Genomic DNA, 15,570 nt, shown 5'->3' on the forward strand with positions numbered 1-15,570 from the left:
CTCACTCCCACAGAAAAGCAAAAGCAGCCCACCTCGCAACCGCATCAGCTCCTCACCACTCAACAGGATGAGCGTTAGCTCGGCTGAAGCTCTTGATCTTGATCTTGATCCACGGGCGACGTCGGAAGGCTGAGTGGAGGGATTGATCCGGGCGTGGGAGCGCAGCGACCGTTTGGCGCAGCCAAACACAGCGAGAGGAGGTGCAGCGAAGCAAACCGTAGGCGCTGCGCCCGGATCGATCCCGGAGCGAAGGAACCCCGAGCCCCAGCGAGCGGGCCGCACGTAGGAGCAAGCCTTTTTGGTTACTTTTTCGGCGTCTGGAAAAAGTGACCCGCCGTAAGGGCGGAACCCTAATCAGCAACACCCGCAGCAACGGATATTCCCCCAAAACCCCAAGAGCCTGGCCGGCCCAAAGGCCGCCAAGCCCAAAGCGTCAAAGCCGAAAATGCCCAACCATCCCACGCAACTCACTCCCCAACTGCGCCAGTTCAACACTCGAAGCCGCATTCCCGCGCATCGCGATCGACGACTGATCCGCACTCGCGCGAATACTCGTCACACTGCGATTGATCTCCTCCGCCACCGAACTCTGCTCCTCGGCCGCCGCCGCAATCTGCTGATTCATCTGCTGAATCAACGACACCGCCACCGCAATACTCCCCAGCGCACTCTCGGTCTGCAACGCATCACTCACCGCCAGCTTCACCAACTCCCCGCTGCTCTGAATCTGCTGCACCGACGAATGCGCCGCCGAGCGCAATGCACTCACCAGCCGTTCAATTTCCTCAGTCGATTGCTGCGTGCGCCGAGCCAGTGCGCGCACCTCATCGGCCACCACCGCAAAGCCCCTGCCCTGCTCCCCGGCCCGAGCCGCCTCGATCGCGGCATTCAGCGCCAGTAGATTGGTCTGCTCAGCGACGCTTTTGATCACCCCCAGCACCGTCCCGATATTCTGGATTTCCGCACTGAGGCTTTCGATGCTGGAACTGGCCGACGTCGCCGAATCAGCCAATTGCTCAATGCGCGCCATGCTCTGGCGCACCACCTGCTGACCACTCTCGACCTTGTCATCCGCCGTCTGCGCAGCCAACGCCGCCTCTTCGGCATTGCGCGCAACGTCATGCACGGTGGCGGTCATCTGGTTCATTGCCGTGGCCACCTGCTCGGTTTCTTCCTTCTGGCTGCTGACCTCAAGGTTGGTCTGCTCGGTGACCGCCGACAGCGATTGCGCCGAACTGGCCAGTTGCTCGATACCTGCCTGCAACCCGCTGACAATCGCACTCAGTCCCGCGCCCATCTGCTGCATCGCCAACATCAACTGGCCGATCTCGTCACGCCGGGTCACCTCCACGGTCGCACTCAAGTCACCGGCGGCAATCTGCTGGGCGACCTGAATCACGCTGCGCAATGGTGCGACGATCAGTCGAGTGATCAGCCACGCAGCCAACAATCCGACCAACAGCGCCAGCGCCGATGAACCAATGATCAGCAACGAGTTTTTCTTCAGTTCCGCCTGCATCGCGCCGTCTTCAGCGACATAAGCCTGATTCACCCGCTCGACCACTTGGTCGGCACGCTGGTGCAATTGCTCGTAGACGGTTTTTTCCTGCGCGAGCAATCCGGTGTACTCGGCCAGTTTGTCGTTGAAACCGGCGATATGCCCGGACACTTCATTGAGAACGGTCAGGTAACCCTCGTCCTTGACCGTGGTTTTCAGTTCTTCGGCTTGCGCCTGAGCCTGCGCGGCCTGTTCGATATTGCCCTTGCCGGCACTGTCGGCATCGCCCTTGCGGCTTTGATCGAGGCGAATCCGCGCTTCGTTCATCGCTTGCAGCATCAACCGCGACACCTGACTGACCTGGTTGGCCTGCTCAATGAACTGCGCTCCGTCCTTGCCCTCGGTGTCCTTCAAGGTATACGCACCGTCGTCGGCAAGTCCGGCCTGCAACACATCGAGGTTATTGGCCACACTGGACACCGACCAACTGGCCATTTCCAGTGCGAGGTCCTTGGCCTGGGTCAACGAAACAAACTCATCAAACGCTTTGCGATAAGCGCCGAGCGACTGCTGCACATCGTTCATGACCGGCACATTGGCCGCCGACTGCGCCTTCAACTGATCAGCCAGAGCAACCAGTTCGTCGACGCCCTTACGCAAGGCATCGGCGGTTTTCGGATCGCCGCGCAAGGCATATTCCTGCTCGAGCAGGCGCACCTTGAGCAAACTGCTGTTGAGCGAGGACATCTGTTTCAGCCCGTCGAAACGCTGACTGATGGTTTGCAGGGACCAGACGCCAATGGCTGCCACCAGCGCGGTCAGCAGCAAGACCAGCACAAACCCGATACCCAGTTTTTTTGCCATACCGAGGTTGGCAAAACGTCCTTGCATGGCCGAAATCATTGCGCGTAGTCCCCTGCCATTGTCAGTAGAGCGAAGAGTCGCAACGGCCATCCACCCGCACAAGTCTCTGGTGTCGGAATAATGGCAAAAAGCTACGCCCGCGTCGTTTTCAGAACGCTTGAGGTCGATCCGAACCGGTGTTGCGAAAAAACTGCCGAGCGCGTGGATCGCAGGCGTATGCGACGTTGATGCGCAACCAGTCGCCCGATTCGCCACAGGGACTGAACGCATCAGGCGCTGACAGCAACACGCCGCAATACTGCGCCTGCCGGCGTACCCGAACATGATCGGTCATGCGCGAGCGCGCCCAGATGAACAACCCACCCGCAGGCTTGCCGAAAACCTCCCAATCGGCGTCCTCCAGCGCCTGCAGCGCGGCGGCACGATCGGCATTCAAGCGTTGGCGCTGGCGCTGCACCAGTTTGCGGTAAGCGCCGCTGACCATCAGACTGGCCAGCACCGCCTCGGTAAACCTCGACGCCCCCAAGCCGCTGATCATCTTGACCTGAGCCAGTCGCCTGACCATTTCGGTTTCGGCGAAGACGAACCCGACCCGCAACGAACTGCTCAGTGTCTTGGAAAAACTGCCCACATAGATGACCCGCCCCTCATCATCCAGCGCCGCCAGTCGCGTACCGTTGCCCGTATGCAAATCCGCGTAGACATCGTCTTCGATCACGCGCAAATCATAGGCCTTGCTCAGTTGCAGGATGCGTTGGGCCACGCTAGCCGACAGGCAACTTCCGGTGGGATTGTGATGATGGCTGTTGATGAACAATGCGCCAGGCCGAAACTGTTGCAGCAAAGCCTCCAGCGCTTCGATATCCGGCCCGTTCGGGGTACGACGCACCTCGAGCATCCGCACGCCGTGCAGGCGCAGGAGATCGAACAGCGGCGCATACCCTGGTGTCTCGACCACCACGCAGTCTCCGGCCTTGAACAAGCTGCGCACGATCAGATCCAGCGCGTGGCTGGCGCCGCAGGTACTCAGCAACTGCGAACTGCGAGCCTCGATACCGAACAGCTTCAGACGTTTGACGATCTGCTCGCGCAACGCAGGAAGTCCCAAAGGCGTGCTGTAGTTGAACAGGCTGGCCATATCGGTGCGCGCCACCTCGCGCAGCGCATAGCTGAGGTCGTCAGGCTCGCGCCAGCTTTGCGGCAGACCACCGGCCCCCAGCTTCAACCCCCCGGCTGCCTCGCACACTGCATCACACCAGGCATAGCGGCCCTCGAATGGCGCCAATTCATCATCGGCGCCCAGTGTCGATGGCGAGGCGGCGACAATGAACCCGGAGCCTTGGCGGGCGCTAAGAACGCCCTGCGATACCAGCCGTTCACACGCCTCGACAACACACGACTGACTGAGCAGGTTATCCCGGGCGATTTGCCGCACGGAGGGCAAACGGGTGGCCGGCACTACGCCACTTTGCAGGATCCACTCGGTCAGTCCGTCAACAATCTGCTGCACGACCGGCACCATTGCCTGTCGATCAATTCTCAATTCCATGAGCAAGCAAACTCCTGTCCGTTTTGCTGGCGGCAGTAAATCACAGCCGCGCCGGACAGGCTGTGCGACAACGCCGCCAAAAGCGACCGTTCTAACCATTTGATACACATTGTTTAAGGAGCTTCACGGAACTGACCGTGATCCATAAAAAAGCCCGCAACGAATGCGGGCTGTTTTTATTGCGCGTTGTTCAGAATGCGGTGACGCCGCCGTCGACTGCCAGCGAGTGGCCGGTGGTGAAAGCCGCACCGTCGCTGCACAGATACAACACGGCACTGGCAATTTCCTCGACTTTACCGATGCGCCCGACCGGGTGCATGGCATTGGCGAATTCGCCCTTCTTCGGATCGGCCTCATAGGCGCGACGGAACATGTCGGTATCGATCACCGCCGGACACACAGCGTTGACGCGGATTTTCTTCTTGGCGTATTCGATGGCTGCCGATTTGGTCAAACCGATCACCGCATGCTTCGACGCCGCATAGATGCTCATCTTCGGTGCCGCGCCCAGCCCCGCGACTGAGGCGGTATTGACGATCGCCCCGCCGCCCTGAGCCAGCAATAGCGGCAGTTGATACTTCATGCACAGCCAGACGCCCTTGACGTTGACGCCCATGATCGCGTCGAACTCATCCATCGAGCCTTCGGCCAGTTTGCCTTTTTCGATTTCGATGCCGGCATTGTTGAAGGCATAGTCGAGACGGCCGTAGGTATTGATCACCTCGTCCATCAGATTTTTCACTTCGCTTTCGACGGTCACGTTGCAGCGCACGAAGGTCGCTTCGCCGCCGGCTGTACGAATAAGCGCTACCGTACCCTCGCCCCCTGCCGCATCCAGATCGGCCACCACCACTTTCAAACCTTCGGCGGCGAATGCCTGGGCGGTCGCCCGGCCGATGCCGTTGGCCGCGCCGGTGACTACGGCAACTTGACCGGAAAACGTCATGCTCATTGTTATGTCCTCAAAGGGATAGCTGCAGGTGATTTGCAGCATAGTCATTGAGGTATGCCGAGCGTCAGCACTATCCAATGGCTGTTTAGGTGCCCATGCGTCGCAGTGATAAAACCGTCCCGGTGATCATCACTGCACTGGATCGGCGTGCATTCGCCGCATCAGCCAACCTTGCGCCAATGCAGCCAAGCGTCTATCAACAAGACTTCATTCCGTTCGAGTGCCTGCCATGACCAACCAGACCAATCGCCAGTTCCTGCTCGCCAAGCGCCCGGTGGGTGCGGCCAACCGCGAGACCTTCACCTATCAGGAAGTGCCGGTCGGCGAACCGGCGGCGGGCCAGATTCTGGTCAAGAACGAATACCTGTCCCTCGACCCGGCCATGCGTGGCTGGATGAACGAAGGCAAGTCCTACATCCCGCCGGTGGGTATCGGTGAAGTCATGCGCGCGCTGGGCGTCGGCAAAGTCATCGCCTCGAACAACCCGGGCTTTGCGGTCGGGGACTACGTCAACGGCGCCATTGGCGTGCAGGATTATTTCCTCGGTGAGCCAAGAGGTTTCTACAAAGTCGATCCGAAACTGGCGCCGCTGCCGGTGTACCTGTCAGCGCTGGGCATGACCGGCATGACCGCCTACTTCGCCCTGCTGGATGTCGGCGCACCGAAGGCCGGTGACACCGTAGTGTTGTCCGGTGCAGCGGGCGCAGTGGGCAGCATTGCCGGACAGATTGCCAAGATCAAAGGCTGCCGCGTGGTCGGCATTGCCGGCGGTGCTGACAAATGCAAGTTCCTTATCGATGAGTTGGGCTTTGACGGCGCCATCGACTACAAGTCCGAAGATGTCGTGGCCGGGCTTAAACGCGAATGCCCGAAAGGCGTCGACGTGTATTTCGACAACGTCGGCGGCGACATCCTCGATGCGGTGTTGAGCCGCTTGAACATGAAGGCGCGGGTGGTGATCTGCGGCGCGATAAGCCAGTACAACAACAAGGAAGCGGTCAAAGGTCCGGCCAACTACCTGTCGCTGCTGGTCAACCGCGCGCGGATGGAAGGTTTTGTGGTGATGGATTACGCGGCGCAGTACGCCAGTGCCGCGCAGGAAATGGCCGGCTGGATGGCCAAGGGGCAGCTCAAGAGCAAGGAAGACATCGTCGAAGGTCTGGAGACCTTTCCTGAGACGCTGATGAAATTGTTCAGCGGTGAGAACTTTGGCAAGTTGGTGTTGAAGGTTTAAGCCCACCACAAAACAAATGTAGGAGTGAGCCTGCTCGCGATAGCGGTGTGTCAGTCAACATTAACGTTGTTTGACATACCGCTATCGCGAGCAGGCTCACTCCTACAGGTTTTTGCAGTGTTTGCTTAGGCGATTTCAGCTACAACCGACGCCAGCGCCTGTGCCGGATCCGCCGCCTGGCTGATCGGACGGCCAATCACCAGATAATCGGAACCGGCATCCAGCGCCTGACGCGGTGTCAGAATGCGGCGCTGATCGTCCTGCGCGCTGCCCGCCGGACGAATCCCCGGGGTCACCAGTTGCAGCGACGGATGCGCGGTTTTCAGTGCCGTGGCTTCCAGCGCAGAGCACACCAGACCGTCCATGCCAGCCTTCTCGGCCAGCGCGGCCAGACGCAGAACCTGCTCTTGCGGCTCGATATCCAGACCGATACCAGCGAGGTCTTCACGCTCCATGCTGGTCAGCACGGTCACGCCGATCAGCAGCGGTTGCGGCCCGCTACGCTTGTCCAGCTCTTCACGGCAGGCCGCCATCATGCGCATGCCACCGGAGCAATGCACGTTGACCATCCACACGCCCATCTCGGCGGCGGCTTTCACGGCCATCGCGGTGGTGTTGGGAATGTCGTGGAATTTCAGGTCGAGGAATACTTCAAAACCCTTGTCACGCAGGGTACCGACAATTTCTGCGGCGCAACTGGTGAACAGTTCCTTGCCCACTTTGACCCGGCACAGTTTCGGGTCCAACTGGTCGGCCAGCTTCAGTGCGGCGTCACGGGTGGGGAAATCCAGGGCGACGATGATAGGAGTCTGGCAGACGGACATGAATGGGCTCTCAGGCAGGTCGAAATCGGCGCGCATTGTAGCGGAACCGGCGGCGGCGCGGCACCCGATGATCGGTAAATCGTCGCGCCGACCGTGATCAGCATAGCGCTCGCTGCTATTGTGTCGACTCCGATACACAACCGACATGCCAGCAACAAGCACCCGCGCTAGCCTCGCCAGCCGCAACACGTCCTTACATCAGCACTTCCCGCCTCACGGCCGGACGCCTATGCTGAAACCACAACCTCGCAGCCTATCTTTTGTGGTTGGCGGCCTACTGGCAGATGAACAGCCTCATGCACAACACCCAAATGACCGCGACGGATGAGTCTAAAGACGACAAGCGCTGGAGCATTCGTGCGCTGATCGTCGACGATGACGTGCCGATCCGTGAGCTGATGATCGATTACCTCGCCCGTTTCAATATCCACGCCAGCGGCGTGACCGACGGTGCGGCGATGCGTCAAGCGCTGCTCGCCGAGCATTTTGACGTTGTCGTGCTGGACCTGATGCTGCCCGGCGAAGACGGCTTGTCGCTGTGCCGCTGGCTGCGCGCCGAATCGGACATCCCGATCCTGATGCTCACCGCCCGTTGCGAACCGACTGACCGCATCATCGGCCTGGAACTCGGCGCCGATGACTACATGGCCAAGCCGTTTGAACCGCGTGAACTGGTCGCGCGCATTCAGACCATCCTGCGCCGGGTGCGCGATGACCGTACCGAACAACGGGCCAACATTCGTTTCGACAACTGGCGCCTGAACAGCGTGCTGCGTCAGTTGATCGCTGACGATGGCTTGGTGGTGCCGCTGTCCAACGCCGAATTCCGCCTGCTGTGGGTTTTCATCGAGCGTCCGCGCCGGGTGCTCAGCCGCGAGCAATTGCTCGACGCGGCCCGGGGTCGTTCGATCGAAGCGTTCGACCGCAGCATTGATTTGCTGGTATCGCGCCTGCGGCAGAAACTCGGTGACGACCCGAAAGCTCCACAGTTGATCAAAACCGTGCGCGGTGAGGGTTACCTGTTCGACGCGCGGGACATCGGCTGATGCGGGCGCGCTTCGACACGCTGTTCGGCCGCCTGTTTGGCGTGCTGTTCGTGGCGATCGTCCTCGCGCACCTGCTGGCGTTCACCTGGTTCCGCCTCTACGGCCCGCCTCCGCCGCCGCCGCCGCCGGAATTCTCCCAAGGCGCCAACGGCCAACCAATGGCGCAAGACCCACGCTATCCGCCACGGCCACCGCGTCCGTGGTTCGGTGGCCCGATAGTACCGCTGACCTTTCAATTCATCACGCTGATGATCGCGGCATGGTACGGCGCCAAACTGCTCAGTCGCCCGATCCAGCGCCTGAGCGACGCCGCCGAACGCCTCAGCGAAGACCTCGACAGCCCGCCGCTCGACGAGTCCGGCCCGCGCGAAGCACGACAAGCGGCGCACACCTTCAACCTGATGCAACGGCGCATTCGCGAACAGGTGCAGCAGCGCGCGCGGATGCTCGGTGCCGTGTCCCATGATTTGCGCACACCGTTGTCACGCCTGAAACTGCGTCTGGAAAACATCAGCGATGAAAAGCTGCAAGGCCAGATGCGTCAGGATCTCGACGACATGATCGGCATGCTCGACGCCACCCTCACCTACCTGCACGAACAGCGCACCAGCGAAGCCTTGCAATTGATGGACGTGCAGGCGCTGGTCGAATCACTGTGCGAAAACGCTCAGGACCAAGGCGCCGACGTGCAGGTCAGCGGCCATTGCGCACCGTTGCCGGTGCAGCCGATGGCGCTGCGTTCGTGCATCAACAACCTCATGGACAATGCTCTGCGTTACGCCGGGCAGGCGCGGATTGAATTGCAGGATCAGCGCGAGCAACTGCTGATCCGCGTGATCGACCACGGCCCGGGGATTGCCGAGGACATGCGTGAAGCGGTGTTTGAACCGTTCTATCGCCTGGAAGGCTCGCGCAATCGCAACTCTGGCGGTGTGGGGTTGGGGATGACCATTGCCCGCGAGGCAGCGCAACGTCTGGGCGGACAACTCAACCTCGAAGAAACCCCCGGCGGTGGCCTCACTGCCGTCATTCGCCTGCCGCGCCCCTGAGAACACCACCGCCCCCTGTGGGAGCGAGCCTGCTCGCGAAGGCGTCAACTGATCCAAAATCTCTTTTGAATGTACCGCCCTCTTCGCGAGCAGGCTCGCTCCCACAGGGGTTCGGCGGTGTTCATTCTGCCGTGTGTACCGTCCGGTACAAATCCCACATACCCCGGACAACTTGCGCCCTGACGCTGCATAAGCCGGTACACCCACCGGTTTTCCATTCCAGGGAGTGAGTCCGATGATCGGTAGTGTCAGCAATTACACGAGCTATACCAGCACCAGCAGCACCTCCACGCAAAACGCCCGCAGCCAGCAACTGCAAAAAGAACTGTTCGCCAAACTCGACAGCAACGGCGACGGCGCGGTGGATCAGGACGAACTGAAAAGCGCCCTGTCGCAGAAGTCCGACGACGGCCTGCTGGTCAACCTGAGCAAACAGTTCGGCGATCTGGACAGCGACGCCAGCGGCAGCCTCAGCGCCGAAGAAATGACCGCCATGGCGCCCCCTCCGCCACCGCCACACGATCAAGCACCAGACACCGACCTCGCCGACGCCCTGATCAGCGCCCTCGACAGCGATGGCGACGGCGCCATCAGCAGCGACGAACTGAGCAGCGGCCTGACCAGCGCCGGCAGCACCGCCGACAGCAACGAACTCTTCTCCGCCCTCGACAAGAACAAGGACGGCACCGTCAGCCAGGACGAACTCACCGCCAGCCTGACCCCTCCGCCGCCTCCGCCACCAGCAATCAACAGCGACGAACTGTTCAGCCAGCTCGACGCCGATGGCGACGGCAGCGTGACCGCGACAGAACTCAGCAGCGCACTACAGACCAGCGACAGCGCGACTTCAACCACTGACACCAGTGCCGCGCTGCTAAAGGTTCTCGATAGCGACAGCAGTGGTGGCGTGAGCAGCGATGAGCTGAAAGCGGCGCTACAGGCTGGGAGAGAACGACCGGAGGAAGAGCAGACCGCTTCGACCCAGAGCACCACTGAAGCCCTGAACCGCATGATTGCCAATCTGAGCAAACAGTACTCGCTGGAGAAAACGGCGTCGGTGGGCAAGTATTTGAATGTGGCGACTTGAGTCGACGCCATTATTTGCCGCGGACAATCAAAAGCCCCTCACCCTAACCCTCTCCCAGAGGGAGAGGGGACTGATCGAGGTGTTTGGGAGAGCTACACCGACGTGAAATGCCGAGTCGAACTCAGATTCTGAAACAGATCAAAAGCCCCTCACCCTAGCCCTCTCCCAGAGGGAGAGGGGACTGACCGACGTGTTTGGGAGAGCTACACCGACGTGAAATACCGAGTTGAACTCAGATTCTGAAACAGATCAAAAGCCCCTCACCCTAGCCCTCTCCCAGAGGGAGAGGGGACTGATCGGGGTGTTTGGGAGAGCTACACCGACGTGAAATACCGAGTTGAACTCAGATTTTGAAACAGATCAAAAGCTCCTCACCCTAGCCCTCTCCCGGAGGGAGAGGGGACTGATCGAGGTGTTTGGACGAGTTACGCCGACGTGAAATACCGAGTTGAACTCAGATTCTGAAACAGATCAAAAGCCCCTCACCCTAGCCCTCTCCCGGGGAGAGAGGGGACTGATCGAGGTGTTTGGACGAGTTACACCGACGTGAAATACCGAGTTGAACTCAGATTCTGAAACAGATCAAAAGCCCTTTACCCTATCCCACAGGGAGAGGGAACTGATCGAGGTGTTTGGAAGAGGTACGCCGACATGCGACACCGCGTTGAACGCAAATCAAACGCCGAACACCCCACGCTCTTCACCACTCAATAGGCCGAGTGTCAGCTCGCCTGCTCTTGATCTTGATCCACGGGCGACGTCGGAAGGCTGAGTGGAGGGATTGATCCGGGCGTGGGAGCGCAGCGACCGTTTGGCGCAGCCAAACACAGCGAGAGGAGGTGCAGCGAAGCAAACCGTAGGCGCTGCGCCCGGATCGATCCCGCAGCGAAGGAACCCCGAGCCCCAGCGAGCGGGCCGCACGTAGGAGCAAGCCTTTTTGGTTACTTTTTCGGCGCCTGGAAAAAGTGACCCGCCGTAAGGGCGGAACCCTAAGCCGCCGTTACCGCAGCAACGGATATACCCACAAAAATCAGCGTCGCTCCTCAACCCGCCCCTGACTCTTACTCCAATCCGTCAACAAACTATAAGCCACCGCCAACAACGTCGGCCCGATAAACAACCCGATAAACCCAAACGCAATCAACCCGCCAAACACCCCAAGCAACACAATCACCAACGGCAAATTCCCCCCGCGACTGATCAGATACGGCTTGAGCACGTTGTCCACGCCACTGATGATGAACGTCCCCCAGATCCCGAGAAACACCGCCATCCCATACTCACCCTTCCAGGCCAGCCAGGCCGTGGCCGGCACCCACACCAACGGCGGCCCCATCGGAATCAGACTCAGCAGAAAGGTGACAATCCCGAGCACCAACGCCCCCGGCACCCCGGCAATCAAAAACCCGATCAACGCCAGAACCGCCTGCGCCGCGGCAGTGCCGATCACCCCGTTGACCACCCGCTGCACCGTGCCAGCGACCAATTCGATGTAATACCCGGCGCGATCACCGATCAAACGCTCCAGCAAACTGTGCACAAACGCCGCCAGCCGTGGCCCGTCACGATAGAAAAAGAACACAAAGACAATGCTCAACGTCAGCTCGAGAATCCCGCCGCCAATCTGCGCACTGCGCGCCAACAACCAGTTACCGACCTGCCCCAGATACGGTTTGACCGAGACCATCAGCGCCGCACCTTGCTGATCGATGCTGTTCCAGAGTCCGACCAGCCGCTCACCGACCAGCGGCAGCGTGCCCAGCCAGGCCGGCGCTTCCGGCAGACCGTCGACCTGCACATCCTTGATAAACGCCGTGGCATCGCGCACATGATCCGCCAGGTTAAACCCCAGCCACACCAGCGGCGCCGCCACCAGCAGCATCCAGCCCAACGTCAGAATCGCCGCAGCCAGCGATTCCCGGCCATCGAGCCAACGGGTCAACAGGCGCATCAGCGGCCAACTGGCAAACGCCAGCACCGCGCCCCAGAAAAGTGCCGACCAGAACGGCGCCATCACCCACAGGCTGGCCCCAAACAACACCAGCAGCAGGATCTGCACCAGCAGGCGATCGTTATTGAGCATGTAAGGTCTCGAAAAAGTCAGTCAGGCAAAGAGTAGGCGAACACGCGATTCGTGCTCGCCTGAAACAGCTTAACGCAACAGATCGATGCGCAGGCCAGAGCCTTCGACACTGCCGGTTTCCATGCGCGCCGCGCGCACGCCCTGATTGATCAGCGCCTCGCGCCAGGCTTCGGCCTTGGGCCCGGACACCGTGACCCGCAACGTCGTGTCGAGGTTCAGGCCACGGGAAATCAGCCGTAGCCAGGTATCATCCGGCTCATTCACGCGATCAGGGAAATCCAGCTCTCCGGTGCTTTTGAGCTGACGCAACAGCGTCGCCGAGGTCGGCAGCAGCTCACCCAACGGTGCCACTGCTTCGAACTGTTCGACATGCAGATAGGCTTTGCGATTGCCGCGAGTAATGCTGTAAAGCGCTACCAGCGTGTTGTCACGCGGTGCGGCCAGCCTCAACAGCAGATAGGCCTGTTGCTCGTCGGCGCCATACAGTTTGGCGTTACCGAACACTTCGTTGGCCCACAGACTGCTTTCGCCGCAATCACGCGCCTGACACCAGAACAGCAATTCAGCGTCCTGCTTTTGCAAGGCTTCGCGGGCGGCGGTGAAGGCTTCGGTGGCGGAATGTTCGGGTGGCAACTCGTAGGTCACCGAAGTGGTTTGGCCACGCGCGGTGACCTGGCCATCGAAACGCAGCTGGCCACTGATCTTGCGGATTGAACCCAGCGGATAGATCCGCTCAAGCTCCACGGGCGGGCGATAGTCGACGATTTGCGCGTCGGCCAGACGCGGCACGATCTGCAAGTCCTGACTGCCCGGCACATCGGCGGCGAACGAAACGGTACTGAAACAGCACAGTGCCAACAGACTGAGTGACCGCATAGTCAGCCTCATCGGATCGGCATGACTGGGTAATTCGAGGTCGCAGCGGTGTAGAAATCCATCGTGGTTGTCTCCCATTTCAACCCGACCAGCCTCGACAGTTGCCCGCAGCAAGTCAAGGAATGGCGAAGAACCGATTGAAACAGTCTGCGACAAGGTCGGCCCCGGCCTCATCGTTCAGGTGCAAATGGTGCCCGCCCGCCAACTGTTCCCGGCTAAAGGGTAGACGCTCCAGCAGCTCGGGATGTTTGGCCAGCATGCCGTCAGCCGCGACCACCAGATGCGCGGGGCAACTGACTCGAAGCGCGAACGACATTGCTTGTTCCTGAGTCAGGCGCAGCGGCGATGGCAAGGTCAGGCGATTGTCGGTGCGCCAGGTGTAGCCGCCGGGCACCGGCATCAGCCCGCGCTGAGCCAACAATTCAGCCGCCTCACGACTGACGGCGACCAGCCCCTTCATCCGCGCTTCGATAGCACGGTCGAGGGTGTTGTAGACAGGTTTGCGCTTCTCGCGCAGATCCAGTTGCGCTTGCAGAGCCATGCCCATGCGCTCGGCGGCGTTTTCGCCTTTGTCTGTAGGAGGAATGACGCCGTCGATCAGCGCCAGATGGCTAATGCGTTCCGGCAACGACCCCGCCAGCACCATCGAGACAATGGCGCCCATCGAATGCCCGAGCAGGCCGAAACGCTTCCAGCCCAATTGCTCGGCAACCTGCAGCACGTCATGGGCATAATCCCACAGCGCATAGCCGGCGCCATTCGGTCGGTGCCCGGAATGCCCGTGCCCGACCATGTCCAAAGCGATGATGCGCAAGCCTTTGAGCTTGGGCGCCAAACGGGCAAAGCTGTTGGCATTGTCGAGCCAGCCATGCAGTGCGATCACCGGCAAACCGTCCTCGGGGCCGAACAAATGCGCAGCCAACTCGATATGCGGCAGGCTCAGGCGCACTTCTTCGAAGGTCGGGCTCATGCGCAATCCTTGTCCTGGCGGTTTTCCCAGCGGGTGAACAGATTCTTCAACAACCGCGCTGTATCCTGCGGACGCTCAAGCGGAAACATGTGGCCACCGGGCATGCTCAGTGCCTCACCCTGGGCCAGACGCGAAACGAAACGGGTGTGATGGCGCATGACCACGCGGCTCTTGTGCCCGCGCACCACCGCCAGCGGCACCTGCAATTGCCGGGTACGGCCAGGGCTGGTGTGCGGCACGCCGCGATAGATGCTGATTTCGGTGGCGGGGTCGAAACGCAGGCGCAATTTGTCGCCGACCTGATGCAAACCGTACTGCAAGTAGGCATCGAAACATTCCGGATCGAAACCACGGAACAGTGTCTTGCCAGCAAAATAGCTGCGCGCACTGGCGAGATCGGCGAACTCTTCGCGCCGCCCCAACGTGCGCCCGGCCGGGGTCAGTTTGTCGATGAAGCCAAAACGTTTAGCGGCACGGATCACCCACTGATCAGTGCGGGTCAGCACGGGTGAATCAAGCATCACCACGCCGCGATACAGCTCAGGGCAACGCAGCGCCGCGTGCAAATGCAGTACACCGCCGAACGAATGGCCGACGCCCCACACCGGCTGATCCTGCTGCTGCAAATGGTGGATTAACTCGTCGACGAGGTTGTACCAGTTGTCGTCCGCCGGAAAACGCGGGTCATGGGCGTGCTGCTCCAGATGCGCAACCCGATACTCGGGCGCCAGCGCCGCGAACAACTTGCCATAGGTACCCGAAGGGAAGCCGTTGGCGTGGGCGAAAAAGATCGGTTGCGGCATGCTGGCAAATCCATGAGCGGGAAACGTGGCGTTGATTGTCCGTAAGACCGCGCCTTACAGCAATGACCGTAACTGCCAGGAATGATGACAGTCCGGTCAGGGCTATGGTGAGTCAGTCGGATCGCTACCCCCTCACCCCAGCCCTCTCCCCCAAGGGGGGCGAGGGGGAAAGGGAGCAGATCTGCATGAGTTTCAAAACCTGAGTTCGGCTCGATAACTCAGGTCGGCGCAACTCGAACATCCAGCCCGGTCAGTCCCCTCTCCCTCGGGGAGAGGGTTAGGGTGAGGGCGGCTGCTCACCCAACGGCACAACCGCCATGGTCAGCCGCGATACACAACTGGCCTTGCCTTCATCGCTAGTCAAACGGATATCCCACACATGAGTGGTGCGACCAATATGAATCGGCTTGGCCACCGCCGTCACCCGGCCACTGCGCAAGCCGCGCAGATGGTTGGCGTTGATCTCAAGCCCCACGCAATAAAACTTGCTGGCATCGATGCACAGGTAACTGGCCATCGAGCCGACGGTTTCCGCCAGCACCACCGACGCGCCGCCGTGCAGCAAACCGTACGGCTGATGGGTGCGATGGTCGATGACCATGCTCGCGGTCAGCGATTCTTCGTCGAACGCTTCGAAGCGGATGTCCAACACTTCGCCGATGGTGTTCTTCTGGATTGCGTTCAACTGCTCGATGTTCGGAGTGGTACGCCACAAGCTCATCGCAGACTTCCTTT

At 60.5% G+C, this 15,570-nt stretch carries 14 protein-coding genes and 1 pseudogene; 5 read left to right on the forward strand and 10 right to left on the reverse strand.

Annotation, left to right across the window (positions count from 1 at the left end; translation table 11 throughout):
* Positions 1-433: 433 nt before the first annotated feature.
* From HU718_RS30035 to HU718_RS22570, 4 genes and pseudogenes are all read right to left on the reverse strand, one after another.
* The gene (locus HU718_RS30035; RefSeq protein ID WP_412071115.1) at positions 434-1,315 is read right to left on the reverse strand and encodes a methyl-accepting chemotaxis protein; all 882 of its coding nucleotides are present in this window, start codon (positions 1,313-1,315) and stop codon (positions 434-436) included.
* Positions 1,295-2,452: pseudogene (locus HU718_RS30040) on the reverse strand (HAMP domain-containing protein); the annotation flags it as partial. The gene HU718_RS30035 and the pseudogene HU718_RS30040, both read right to left, overlap by 21 nt.
* 58 nt (positions 2,453-2,510) lie before the next feature.
* Complete coding sequence (locus tag HU718_RS22565; protein WP_150706551.1) at positions 2,511-3,911, reverse strand: aminotransferase-like domain-containing protein; 1,401 nt, start codon at positions 3,909-3,911, stop codon at positions 2,511-2,513.
* A 190-nt stretch (positions 3,912-4,101) separates the two neighbouring features.
* The gene (locus HU718_RS22570; protein ID WP_007917441.1) at positions 4,102-4,863 is read right to left on the reverse strand and encodes an SDR family oxidoreductase; all 762 of its coding nucleotides are present in this window, start codon (positions 4,861-4,863) and stop codon (positions 4,102-4,104) included.
* 95 nt (positions 4,864-4,958) lie between these two features.
* On the opposite strand from HU718_RS22570, the gene HU718_RS22575 reads away from it, so the two are divergent.
* Positions 4,959-5,096 (forward strand): hypothetical protein, encoded by a 138-nt coding sequence (locus tag HU718_RS22575; RefSeq protein WP_163004695.1) that lies wholly within the window; start codon positions 4,959-4,961, stop codon positions 5,094-5,096.
* A complete protein-coding gene (locus HU718_RS22580; protein ID WP_122604964.1) occupies positions 5,093-6,097 on the forward strand; it encodes an NADP-dependent oxidoreductase in 1,005 nt (334 codons plus the stop codon). Before HU718_RS22575 ends, HU718_RS22580 begins: the two co-directional genes overlap by 4 nt.
* A 125-nt stretch (positions 6,098-6,222) precedes the next feature.
* Here HU718_RS22580 and pyrF read toward each other — a convergent pair whose 3' ends face one another.
* Positions 6,223-6,921: an orotidine-5'-phosphate decarboxylase gene (pyrF, locus tag HU718_RS22585; RefSeq protein WP_186614699.1), complete on the reverse strand. Its 699-nt coding sequence runs from the start codon at positions 6,919-6,921 to the stop codon at positions 6,223-6,225.
* Positions 6,922-7,217: 296 nt separating this feature from the next.
* Between pyrF and HU718_RS22590 the strand changes: the two genes are divergently transcribed.
* The 3 genes from HU718_RS22590 (at position 7,218) to xopAW (ending at position 10,103) form a co-directional block, all read left to right on the forward strand.
* Positions 7,218-7,967 (forward strand): response regulator, encoded by a 750-nt coding sequence (locus HU718_RS22590; RefSeq protein ID WP_437180865.1) that lies wholly within the window; start codon positions 7,218-7,220, stop codon positions 7,965-7,967.
* A complete protein-coding gene (locus tag HU718_RS22595) occupies positions 7,967-9,016 on the forward strand; it encodes a sensor histidine kinase (RefSeq protein WP_186614695.1) in 1,050 nt (349 codons plus the stop codon). The genes HU718_RS22590 and HU718_RS22595 overlap by 1 nt, the downstream gene beginning before the upstream one ends.
* Before the next feature lie 235 nt (positions 9,017-9,251).
* Positions 9,252-10,103 carry a XopAW family type III secretion system calcium-binding effector gene (xopAW, locus tag HU718_RS22600; protein ID WP_186614693.1) on the forward strand — a complete coding sequence of 284 codons (852 nt, stop codon included), beginning with the start codon at positions 9,252-9,254 and terminating at the stop codon, positions 10,101-10,103.
* Positions 10,104-11,133: 1,030 nt separating this feature from the next.
* Here xopAW and HU718_RS22605 read toward each other — a convergent pair.
* The 5 genes from HU718_RS22605 to HU718_RS22625 form a co-directional block, all read right to left on the reverse strand.
* On the reverse strand, positions 11,134-12,186 hold the full coding sequence (locus HU718_RS22605; RefSeq protein ID WP_150811828.1) for an AI-2E family transporter: 1,053 nt from the start codon (positions 12,184-12,186) through the stop codon (positions 11,134-11,136).
* A 69-nt stretch (positions 12,187-12,255) separates the two neighbouring features.
* Positions 12,256-13,062, reverse strand: a complete 807-nt coding sequence (locus HU718_RS22610) for a DUF4892 domain-containing protein (RefSeq protein WP_095120607.1) — start codon at positions 13,060-13,062, stop codon at positions 12,256-12,258.
* Positions 13,063-13,177: 115 nt separating this feature from the next.
* Complete coding sequence (locus HU718_RS22615; RefSeq protein WP_186614691.1) at positions 13,178-14,032, reverse strand: alpha/beta hydrolase; 855 nt, start codon at positions 14,030-14,032, stop codon at positions 13,178-13,180.
* Complete coding sequence (locus HU718_RS22620) at positions 14,029-14,835, reverse strand: alpha/beta fold hydrolase (protein ID WP_150706557.1); 807 nt, start codon at positions 14,833-14,835, stop codon at positions 14,029-14,031. Before HU718_RS22620 ends, HU718_RS22615 begins: the two co-directional genes overlap by 4 nt.
* Before the next feature lie 277 nt (positions 14,836-15,112).
* A complete protein-coding gene (locus HU718_RS22625) occupies positions 15,113-15,556 on the reverse strand; it encodes a hotdog fold thioesterase (protein ID WP_095051070.1) in 444 nt (147 codons plus the stop codon).
* Positions 15,557-15,570 lie beyond the last annotated feature (14 nt).

It is taken from the genome of Pseudomonas tensinigenes (assembly GCF_014268445.2).
Lineage (GTDB): Bacteria > Pseudomonadota > Gammaproteobacteria > Pseudomonadales > Pseudomonadaceae > Aquipseudomonas > Aquipseudomonas tensinigenes.